Origin of the sequence: Flagellimonas sp. (assembly GCF_965601775.1) — a bacterium.
In the GTDB taxonomy this organism is placed as follows: domain Bacteria; phylum Bacteroidota; class Bacteroidia; order Flavobacteriales; family Flavobacteriaceae; genus Flagellimonas.
On sequence record NZ_OZ271837.1, the window covers coordinates 2,797,700 to 2,808,020 of the forward strand.

Consider the following 10,321-nt stretch of genomic DNA (forward strand, 5'->3'; position numbering starts at 1 on the left):
TTGGTAATTTGGGGAAATCAATCAAAACAATATGAAACTCCTAGCCTTCCTTCTTTTCGTATGGTTTCCGCTCTTCGTAAGTGCGCAGTATGTTTATGAACCTTCCGATGAAAATCCCTATGGGTTACCCAATCCGGAAGCGCCAGAGCAACTTTTGGACTTTGCCCCATTGATTGGGGAATGCCAATGTAAATCGGAAAGGAGGAAACCAGACCAAACGTGGGCAGAACCTGAAGACATGGTTTGGAAATTTAAGTACATCATGAATGGAACTGCCGTTCAAGATGAAACCTTAAAAGCGGATGGTAGTCATTCAGGAAGTATACGTCAGTTTATAGCCGATAGTACAAAATGGTATGTGCATTATTACAGTACTTCATCCCCTTCTACTACCTTGCCTGCTTGGGAGGGAAACAAAAAAGAAGACGGAACCATTGTTTTGTACAGGGAGCAAAAAGCGCCAAATGGTATGGATGGCTCTTATAGGTTGACATTTTATGAGATTAACTCCGATGGATTTAAATGGGTCGGGGAATGGGTTGACAAAACGGAATCGATAGTATTTCCAACGTGGAAAATTGATTGTTCCAATGGCAAATTAGTAACCACCAATGAATCCGAAAAAACCAAAATACAATCCGCCGTTCAGAATTTCTCCCAAGCTTACATCAATAAAGATTTTGAGACGATGGCACAAAGCTATACACAGGATGGCAAAATATTTCCAAATAACCTACCTATTGTTTCCGGAAGGGAAAACATTAAAAAATGGTGGGCTGCAGGGAGCAGTTCGGAGGTTTTGACCCATAAAATTGTACCGGAAGAAATCACCTTTATTGGGAACAGTGCTTATGACTATGGTTATTATTCGGGTTCCAGTAAAAACGAAGACGGAGAGGTTTCCAATTGGAAGGGAAAATATGTGGTGGTATGGAAAAAAGAGAACGGGGATTGGAAAATGTACCTGGATATCTGGAATCGGGTACGGGACTAAACTAATCCATACTTTTCACGATTGGCCAAAACTTTGGGAGAGTTTGTCTGCATCCATTCGGTCAATTCCAACAGTTTTTCCACATAGGAATGACCGAACTCCGTTAAACTATACTCTACTCGAATCGGGACTTCGGCATAGGCTTTTCGAGAAATATAGCCATCAGCTTCCAAAACTTTCAAACGTTGGCTTAATACTTTGTTGGAGATGCCATACACATACTTTTTGAGCTTATTGAACCGAAGCGTTCCAAAATAGGCCAACCATAAGATAATCAATGTACTCCATTGGTCAGATGCAACGGACATAACATCGCGCACTGGACAAAGTTCTGGAGGATGTTTGTAATCAATATGACCGAACATTTTTTCCAATTTTTTTGTAATTCTAACCTTCTGATTATCAACAACAGTTTCCATTGTATCACCTGATTTTTACTGAGTTACCTTGAAAATTTTAAAAAAATACCTGTATTTTTACTCTCTTTTATAGAGTAAGTTACAAAAAGTAACCAAATGAAAAAAATCGTAGCCAAAATTCTCCCCCCGCTTTACGGGCAATATTTTAACCTTCTTTCTTTTTTTGTTCCCCAAAAGACAGCGCACAAAGCGTTTGTCCTCTTTTGTACGGTCCGAAAAGGAAGAGTTTTGCCTCAACAAGCAGATTATTTGGAAAAGGCAAAAAATAGGATTGAGGACGTTTCCGGGCACCAATTGCAATCGTATACTTGGCCAGGTCAAAAAGAAACCGTGCTATTGGTCCATGGCTGGGAAAGCAACACCTTTCGATGGCGAAACCTTATCCAAAAACTCCAGGAAGCTGATTATAATATAGTGGCCTTTGATGCACCATCCCATGGTCATTCTTCGGGAAAATTGCTCTACGTGCCTTTGTATGAAGAAGCGGTTCATCATATGGTCAATACCTACAATCCCAAGTATGTCATTGGGCATTCCGTAGGGGGCATGACTCTAATGTACAACGAGTATAAAAATCCCAATCTGGAAGTAGAAAAAATTGTAACCATCGGTTCTCCTTCGGAATTCCATGAGATTATGGATCAATTTCAAAAAATCCTAAAATTTAGTGATAGATTCATGGGACATATTGACCGTTACATCTTTAACCGGTTCGGGTTCCACATTCGAGATTTTTCCACTTCGGAATTTGCCAAATCCAATGCTAAAAAAGGCTTGTTGTTCCACGATCGCTTGGATGCTATAGCCCCCTATCATGCTTCAGAAAAAGTACATAAATCTTGGAAAAACAGTGAACTGGTAAGCACCGATGGATTGGGTCACTCCATGCATCAAGAAGATGTGAACAATCAGATTATTGATTTTTTGCAGGCGTGAAAAAGAAAGGGTAATTTTCCCTAAAAGAATTTATCATGTCGACCGTTACCCCGTTCCATGTTGCCATTCCAGTGCATAATTTGGATGAATGCAGAACTTTTTATCGTGAAGTGCTAGGTTGCGAAGAAGGCCGTAGCAGCGACCATTGGGTAGATTTTAATCTGTTTGGCCACCAAGTGGTTATTCATTACAAGCCCAAATCTGAAGAGGAATTGCATACGAATCCAGTGGATGGTAAAAACGTTCCAGTCCCGCATTATGGTGTTGTTCTTCCGTGGGATACCTTTCAAACCTTTTCTCAAAATTTAAAGGACAAAAACATAAAGTTCATCATTGAACCCTACATCCGTTTTGAAGGTGAAGTGGGCGAACAAGCCACAATGTTTTTCCTTGACCCGGCTGGAAATGCCCTAGAATTCAAGGCATTCAAGGATATGGGGCAATTGTTTGCTAAGTAGACTATCCAATCTGTAATCCTTTTTTTCTTACCCAGAAATAGGCAAAAACCATATTTGGCACCCAACAGAGCCATGCCACTATTTTATAGGCTACGATAAAGTTTCCAACGGTGGCTGTCAAAATAGGTAACCAAATTCGCAAAGTGACAGCCGCAAAACACGCAGCGTAACTATAAATCATCATCCCTTGGTGTAAGGATAAATCCTTGTCCCGAATGGCTTGATATGCCCTCCCCGTAGTGAATAACCAAATCAAACCCAAAGCAATGAACCCTGCAGACGTTATGAATCCACCTGTGGCATAAAAACCAATATATACTCCACAGATACCACTTACAAACGCCGCTACCACATATACCTTACCCAGATTTCTATGCAATTGGATTCTTTTCTTTCTCAGTTTTTGGCTGAATTGCGACCAACCGGTAAGGAGTGCTATTCCTCCAAAGGTGATGTGCCCATAAAAACCAATGTTCCAAAAGGTATTGGCCAAAAGCGCATCACTTTTGCTTTGTAGTAGCCCTATTTTACTATCTGCCACCAAATACAGTAGCGGATACAAACCAACCCCTATTGCCAAAAAGGCAAATACAACCCAAGCAACTTTGTTCGTTCTGTTCATTATTGATATCTCCAGCTGGTTAAATCTGCACCTTGGGGGGCAGACTCCATAATCCGTTTCATAATTTTCGGCACATACATGGAATTGTATCTCAACCTGCTGATGTGATTGGGATTTTCATGGTCCCCATTCCAACAATGTTCGGCTCTATCCCCATAATCCACTTCGCCCGCATAATACGGGTCCGTTGTACTTTCCAAAAAGTCCTCCATCAAATAGACGGCATTATTTAGATAGTAATTATCCATATCGCCGCAATAGATATGAATCTTACCTTTGAGCTTATCTCCCAATTTATCCCAATCCCGTTCCAAGATATATCGCAAATCATAGTTCTCTTTCCAATATTCAGCAACTTCGTGGTTTATTTCACCGGTCATTTTATCCCATAATCGCACTGGATAACCGTCTTCACCCTGTGGAGAGTAAGTAGCCTCCCAAATATCCCACTGTTGTCCTGAACGCGATTTTGTTCCGAGTACTAACTCCAGATGATTGTATTCCCTAGTGCTGTTTTGCACATGTCCCAGATAGTCTCGATGACCGGGAACTTCGGTTAGTTTGTGTTCTGAAGGGTAGTAATAGGCGTTTTTATCTTTGTAGATATCCGTTAAGCAATACGCACGAAAATCGATAGGGTCAGGACAAGCCGCAAAGCAACCGTTGTATTCATCGGGATATTTCACCTGAACAGCCAGCGCTTCCCAGCCTCCTGTGGAACCACCATACAAAAAGCGGGACCATCCCTCACCCATTCCTCTAAATTCCTTTTCGATATAGGGGATGAGCTCATGAGTAATGGCATCACCATACGGACCTTGACTCGCTGAGTTTACGGCATAGGAATCATCATAATAGGGTGTAGGATGCTGTATTTCGATAATCAAAAAACGAGGAAAATCCGGTTCATTCCAACGTTTATAGAAATCATAGGCTTCTTGTTGCTGGATGATGTTATACCCTTCAACATCAAATCTTGCAGAATAGTCAGGTTCCATATTTGGGTCTGGCGGAGTGGTTCTAAATCCGCCAAAGTCGCTGGGAAAATGACCATGGAAAATCATAAGAGGATATTTCGCCTCCGGATGTTCCTCAAAACCTTTGGGTAAAAGTATATGCGCCCCTAAATACATATCCCTACCCCAAAACTCGGATAGTTTTTCGGATTTTATCTTGATGTGCTTTATCCATTCGGTATCCTCCGGTTCTTCAATTGGAGGAATCACTTCGTTCATTACCAATTCTATATGCTGAATTTCCCCTTTTTTGATTTCAACCTTAATCGGTTTACTGTATAAATTTCCTGGCGAACGATTCCATTGTTGCCCTTCTCCATTATCCATGGGTAGCTTCACTGTATGGCCTGTTGACAATTCAAAAGTCTCATAAACATGTAATAGTGCCTGTACATAATACTCACCTTCGGGCAATTCAGCTAAATTGGCATAGGGGAAACCAAAAATGGAATTATCAAATGTTTTTCTTTGATTGGGTTGCATTCCCTCCACATCCATTCCGTAAATGGGTTGCGCATTCAAACCGGCGCTAATCTGAAACCGAGGCTCCTTGGTTTCGTCAGAGGCAAACATCAGCAACAAACGGCCATCCAGACTTTCCGAACTTACTGAATCCGAAAAGGAAACTTTAATAATTGGCACTGTACCGGTAGTAGTGTCAGTGTTGGTTTTAGGTTGGCAGGAAACTAAAATGACTGCGAAGAGAAATGGGAATGCTATCCGTGGTTTCATGATTGGGTTGTTTGACTGGAAGATACGGAATTTAGCCATAGATTTCCACTAATCAGCGCTTTGCATGGCCATTCCATTCATCGAAAAGTTACGGTTGAAGATATGAAATGACCTCCATCTGGCGTTCCAATAGATAGCACCCTAAATTTTACCCAAATATGAAAACTATACTACTTTTGGTTTCTCTGGTTTTTGCTGGATTTGCTTTGGGCAGTTGCACCAACGATGAAGGGGAAACAGAATTTGAAATCCTTACCCCGGAAGAAGAAGATGCGAGTGTTTTACTTCAATCTGAAGAACAAACGTCTAACTAGCCTTGCCTCTGTGCCTTTCTCGGGCCAACAAAGTATTTTTCAATAGCATAGCAATGGTCATGGGACCTACACCTCCAGGAACTGGTGTGATGTACGATGCCTTTTTGCTCACGTTTTCAAAGTCCACATCACCGGTAATGTAATAGCCTTTCTCCTTGGTTTCGTCAGGAACTCGGGTAATCCCTACATCAATTACTACCGCACCTTCCTTTACCATATCAGCTTTTACAAAATGAGGAATTCCCAAGGCAGAAATCACAATATCCGCTTCGGCAATAACTTTTTCAATGTTATTGGTGCGGCTATGGGTTTGGGTAACGGTTGAGTTTCCAGGAAATCCTTTTCTCCCCATCAAAATACTCATGGGTCGACCCACAATGTGGCTACGTCCAATAACCACCGTATGTTTTCCCTGGGTTTCAATATTGTATCGGTCGAGCAATTCTAAAATCCCGAACGGGGTGGCCGGAATAAAGGTACTCATGTCCAAGGCCATTTTTCCGAAGTTTGTGGGATGGAATCCATCCACGTCCTTATCTGGGTCAATAGCCATGATTACTTTTTGGGTATCGATTTGGTCAGGAAGTGGCAACTGAACGATAAACCCATCAATATCTGAATTGGTGTTCAATTCATCTATGGTTTTTAACAACTCAATTTCACTTGTTGTATTGGGTAGTTGTATCAAGGTAGATTCAAAACCAATGCGTTTACAGGCTCGTACTTTGCTTCCTACGTAGGTTAGGCTAGCCCCATCATTTCCAACAATAACAGCTGCCAAATGAGGGACTTTTTCGCCACGTTCCTTCATTTTAGTTACCTCAGCAGCGATTTCATCTTTGATGTCGTTGGATACTTTTTTCCCGTCCAGTATTTCCATAGTGTTCTTAGTCTCTTGTTTGGAATTCGCTTTCTATCGCATATTCTGCATCATCTGCATCATCTTTTTGCCCCCACCGCCTTGCATCATTTTCATCATTTTACTCATTTGTTGAAATTGTTTCAGCAGTTGGTTCACTTCTTGAATGGACCGTCCACTACCCAAAGCGATTCGTTTTTTGCGGCTTGCATTCAATTTTGAAGGATTGGAACGCTCATCCGGAGTCATGGAATGGATAATGGCCTCAATGTGTTTGAAGGCATCATCGTCGATGTCCATCCCTTTCATGGCCTTTCCAACACCAGGAATCATACCCATGAGGTCCTTCATGTTCCCCATTTTCTTGATTTGCTGAATCTGGCTTAGGAAGTCATCAAACCCAAAACGGTTTTTTGCTATTTTCTTTTGAATTTTTCGGGCCTGTTCTTCATCGAACTGTTCTTGGGCACGCTCCACCAAGGAAACCACATCCCCCATACCCAAAATTCGGTCGGCCATACGCGCAGGATAGAACACGTCAATGGCTTCCATCTTCTCACCGGTACCGATGAACTTGATAGGTTTGTCCACCACGGATTTAATGGAAATTGCAGCACCACCGCGGGTATCACCATCTAATTTCGTAAGGATGACACCATCAAAATTCAGTACATCATTAAAGGCTTTAGCGGTATTCACGGCATCCTGCCCTGTCATGGAATCCACCACAAACAGGGTTTCCTGTGGTGCAACTGCCTTGTGAATGTTGGCAATTTCAGTCATCATCTGCTCATCCACTGCCAATCGACCAGCGGTATCGATAATCACCACATTGCAACCATTGCTTTTTGCATGTTGGATTCCCGCTTTTGCAATTGCAACGGGGTCATTATTTCCTCTATCAGAATATACTTCTACCCCTATTTGTTCCCCAACCACATGCAATTGGTCAATCGCAGCTGGACGATATACATCACAGGCCACCAAAAGCGGCTTTTTAGTCTTCTTGTTCTTGAGATAGTTTGCCAGTTTACCGGAAAACGTGGTCTTACCGGAACCTTGTAGCCCTGACATTAAAATCACTGAAGGGTTTCCAGATAAGTCAATGCCCTCTGCTTCGCCTCCCATTAATTGGGTTAGCTCATCCTTGACAATCTTGACCATAAGCTGGCCTGGCTGAAGGTTGGTCAATACGTTTTGGCCCATGGCCTTTTCCCTGACCTTATTGGTAAATTCTTTGGCAATTTTAAAATTGACATCCGCATCCAACAGAGCCCTACGGATTTCCTTTATGGTTTCCGCAACATTGATCTCTGTTATTTGACCATGGCCCTTGAGTACGTGTAGGGCTTTGTCCAGTTTATCACTTAAATTATCGAACATCGGCTTTTGTCATTTTTGAAGACGCCAAAGTTACGAATAAAAAGAAAAGGACGGCCTTGGGGAGGACCGTCCTTTCCGTGATTATTGGGGAAATTGGTTATGGTTTTTCAAAAACCAAAGTTTTGAAATTCACAGTTTCGTCTTCATAGACTAGTTCAATTCTATTAGCGCTTACTTCAGAGATATACCAAGCTTCGGTTAATTCTCCATAAATTCCATCGTCATCGAAGGTTAAGAAAAACAGAAGGTTATCCGAAGTATCTCTAATTACCCTCCAGAGACCTGAAATTTGCGGATCATCGTTTATAGCAACTTGTACCTCATTCATCATAGAAAAGCTGAAGTCCAAGCCTGCGTAATCCGCCGTACTGTCCATACCTTCGTCATCATACAGGGCAACATTCCAGTCTCCTCCTTGCATTATATTTCTAATTTCAGCTACATCGTTATCACCTGCACTGTCATCGCATTCCTTTTCAAGAACCATCTTGTAATCAGCATTTTCATCGAAGAATACTAATCGTGTTGATCCTGCAATACTAGGTCCGTCAATATCTGTCAAGGGCCATTCAAATGATACCGCTGGCTCATCACCAATATTAATTTTCAAAGTGCGAACATTATCGTCATTCGATACGATTTCCCAAGTACCTTGGAAAGAAGTAACTCCATTACCTACGGTTAGTGTACCGTCCTCGATGAAAGTGAATTCGTAACCTAATAACCTTTCAACTTCTTCTCCCTGATTGGTAACTTTCTTAATAATCCAATCACATTCCAACAAAGCATTGGTCAAGGTTTCTACGCTGATAATACCGTTTCCACCGCCATTACCACCATCATCATCCGGGCAATGTTGTCTCAACACGATTTTGTTTCCATCATCTGAGTATAATTTGATTTTATGTTCTCCAATTTCATAAACCAACCATTCCAAAGTGAAGTCAATCAGCTCAGTGAACATTAAATTTAGGGCTACACCATCATCGGTTACTCTAGTAGACCATTCTCCAGTAATCATCCTTCCTGCACCGTCCGTATATACAACACTTCCATCTTCTGCGAAATCAAGGGTATTTTCTAGGTATTGACCGGTTTGGTCTGTGCTCATACGAATTACTTCTCGAATCTCCCATGGGCATTCTACCAACAAATGGTCCAGTCTTTCTTTAGTGAAGTCGTCATCATTAAAATCATCATCATCATCCTCATCACACTCATCTTTAGCTCTTTCTAAAGCAGCCGCCAATTGGGCATTACTATCCACAACTATTTCAGTTCCATCAAACTTCTTCAAAGTCAAAGGAAATTGAATACTTACTAGCTCATCTTCTTCCAAACCAGCAAAAAACCTTCTGAGCTCCATGTCATTATTCACGGTAACTTCACCAGTCAATTGCTCATTAATATCGAAAGTGAACAAAGTAATTGGATAAACAAAGTCGATACATTCAATATCATCATCATCTCCACCTTCTCTACACTGCTCTGCCAATTCACGTAATTGACCTATGTTTTCTATAACCAACTCAGTGAAATCTCCGAAGGTAATAGTGATGGGAAATAAAATATCAAGGATATCTTCATCAGTATCAAATTCATCAAAGATTTCTTCGATGGCATGTAAATCTTCTATAGAATCAATGGTAATTTGAATACCGTTTACTTCTACAGTATATGGAAATTTAATAGCCAAACAACTTGCTCCATCGACGATATTGTCAAAAGAACCATCTTTTGTGGCTGTGTTTTCTATCAAAACAGCTGTGTTGGAATTCGCTGCGATAGTTTCTTGTGTGTCCCCTCCTACTTCTTCAAATTCCTCCTGACAAGCGGTGAACAGCAGAGCCATAGCAAGGAGGTTAGTCAGTACTAGTTTGTTGAATACATTTTTCATAACGATTTGGATTTTGTTTCTTGGTACACTCCTAGAACAATTCTCAAATAAAAAACCCTACTTCATCTTCCATTTTTTTAAGATATATTTGAAAATCAACACACCTCTTTAAATGAGCAACGTTTGCGAAGACCAGGTTTATAGCTCCATATTTAGGGCTACCTCAAAAACGCTTTTCAACTATATATATTATAAGTTTGGAAATGAAGAAAAAGCAAACGATGCAGTACAGGAAGCCTTTGTGAAGCTTTGGGAGAATTGTAGCAAAGTCACTCCAGAAAAAGCAAAATCCTATCTGTATACCGTGGCCAACAATATGTATTTGAATGTGCTTAAAGCCGAAAAAATACGATTGAAGTATGCGGAGACAGGTAAAGAACAATCCAACGAGTCTCCCGAATTTTTGCTCGAAGAGAAAGAATATAAACAAAAACTGGACAATGCCATAAACAGTTTGCCCGAGAATCAAAGAACCACTTTTCTCCTAAATCGAATTGATGGAAAAAAGTATGCCGAGATTGCTGAAATGGAAGGAGTAAGTGTAAAGGCCATTGAAAAACGAATGCATTTGGCGCTAAAAGCATTGCGTGAACAAATTGACGGAATTTGATCAATAAACAATGTGGAATTGTGCACTGCTCAAAATTTTATGTTGTTTATCGAAAAGTGAAGATTGTGAATTGAAAAAGTA

General features: G+C 41.0%; 11 protein-coding genes. 5 read left to right on the forward strand and 6 right to left on the reverse strand.

Features of this window, described 5'->3' with window-relative positions:
* The first annotated feature begins 31 nt into the window (after window positions 1-31).
* On the forward strand, window positions 32-994 hold the full coding sequence (locus tag ACSLUF_RS12940) for a YybH family protein (protein WP_435623204.1): 963 nt from the start codon (window positions 32-34) through the stop codon (window positions 992-994).
* Here ACSLUF_RS12940 and ACSLUF_RS12945 read toward each other — a convergent pair.
* Window positions 991-1,413 (reverse strand): winged helix-turn-helix transcriptional regulator, encoded by a 423-nt coding sequence (locus tag ACSLUF_RS12945; protein WP_435623205.1) that lies wholly within the window; start codon window positions 1,411-1,413, stop codon window positions 991-993. The two genes, ACSLUF_RS12940 and ACSLUF_RS12945, sit on opposite strands and share 4 nt — an antisense overlap.
* Window positions 1,414-1,509: 96 nt before the next feature.
* Between ACSLUF_RS12945 and ACSLUF_RS12950 the strand changes: the two genes are divergently transcribed.
* Both ACSLUF_RS12950 and ACSLUF_RS12955 read left to right on the forward strand, forming a co-directional pair.
* Window positions 1,510-2,349, forward strand: a complete 840-nt coding sequence (locus ACSLUF_RS12950) for an alpha/beta fold hydrolase (protein WP_435623206.1) — start codon at window positions 1,510-1,512, stop codon at window positions 2,347-2,349.
* A 35-nt stretch (window positions 2,350-2,384) separates the two neighbouring features.
* On the forward strand, window positions 2,385-2,807 hold the full coding sequence (locus ACSLUF_RS12955; protein ID WP_435623207.1) for a VOC family protein: 423 nt from the start codon (window positions 2,385-2,387) through the stop codon (window positions 2,805-2,807).
* Window position 2,808: 1 nt separating this feature from the next.
* Here the strand turns inward: ACSLUF_RS12955 and ACSLUF_RS12960 are convergent, their stop codons facing one another.
* Together ACSLUF_RS12960 and ACSLUF_RS12965 are read right to left on the reverse strand one after the other, a co-directional pair.
* Window positions 2,809-3,429, reverse strand: coding sequence for a DUF2306 domain-containing protein (locus tag ACSLUF_RS12960; protein ID WP_435623208.1), 621 nt, complete (start codon window positions 3,427-3,429; stop codon window positions 2,809-2,811).
* The gene (locus ACSLUF_RS12965) at window positions 3,429-5,177 is read right to left on the reverse strand and encodes an alpha/beta hydrolase-fold protein (protein ID WP_435623209.1); all 1,749 of its coding nucleotides are present in this window, start codon (window positions 5,175-5,177) and stop codon (window positions 3,429-3,431) included. Before ACSLUF_RS12965 ends, ACSLUF_RS12960 begins: the two co-directional genes overlap by 1 nt.
* Before the next feature lie 158 nt (window positions 5,178-5,335).
* Here ACSLUF_RS12965 and ACSLUF_RS12970 point away from each other — a divergent pair, with 158 nt between their 5' ends.
* The gene (locus tag ACSLUF_RS12970; RefSeq protein WP_435623210.1) at window positions 5,336-5,491 is read left to right on the forward strand and encodes a hypothetical protein; all 156 of its coding nucleotides are present in this window, start codon (window positions 5,336-5,338) and stop codon (window positions 5,489-5,491) included.
* Here ACSLUF_RS12970 and ACSLUF_RS12975 read toward each other — a convergent pair.
* From ACSLUF_RS12975 to ACSLUF_RS12985, 3 genes are all read right to left on the reverse strand, one after another.
* Window positions 5,484-6,371 carry a bifunctional 5,10-methylenetetrahydrofolate dehydrogenase/5,10-methenyltetrahydrofolate cyclohydrolase gene (locus tag ACSLUF_RS12975; protein ID WP_435623211.1) on the reverse strand — a complete coding sequence of 296 codons (888 nt, stop codon included), beginning with the start codon at window positions 6,369-6,371 and terminating at the stop codon, window positions 5,484-5,486. The two genes, ACSLUF_RS12970 and ACSLUF_RS12975, sit on opposite strands and share 8 nt — an antisense overlap.
* 33 nt (window positions 6,372-6,404) lie before the next feature.
* On the reverse strand, window positions 6,405-7,733 hold the full coding sequence (gene ffh / locus ACSLUF_RS12980; protein WP_435623212.1) for a signal recognition particle protein: 1,329 nt from the start codon (window positions 7,731-7,733) through the stop codon (window positions 6,405-6,407).
* 97 nt (window positions 7,734-7,830) lie between these two features.
* Window positions 7,831-9,630 (reverse strand): hypothetical protein, encoded by a 1,800-nt coding sequence (locus ACSLUF_RS12985; RefSeq protein ID WP_435623213.1) that lies wholly within the window; start codon window positions 9,628-9,630, stop codon window positions 7,831-7,833.
* A gap of 112 nt (window positions 9,631-9,742) precedes the next feature.
* Between ACSLUF_RS12985 and ACSLUF_RS12990 the strand changes: the two genes are divergently transcribed.
* Complete coding sequence (locus ACSLUF_RS12990) at window positions 9,743-10,240, forward strand: RNA polymerase sigma factor (RefSeq protein ID WP_435623214.1); 498 nt, start codon at window positions 9,743-9,745, stop codon at window positions 10,238-10,240.
* Window positions 10,241-10,321: the final 81 nt, after the last annotated feature.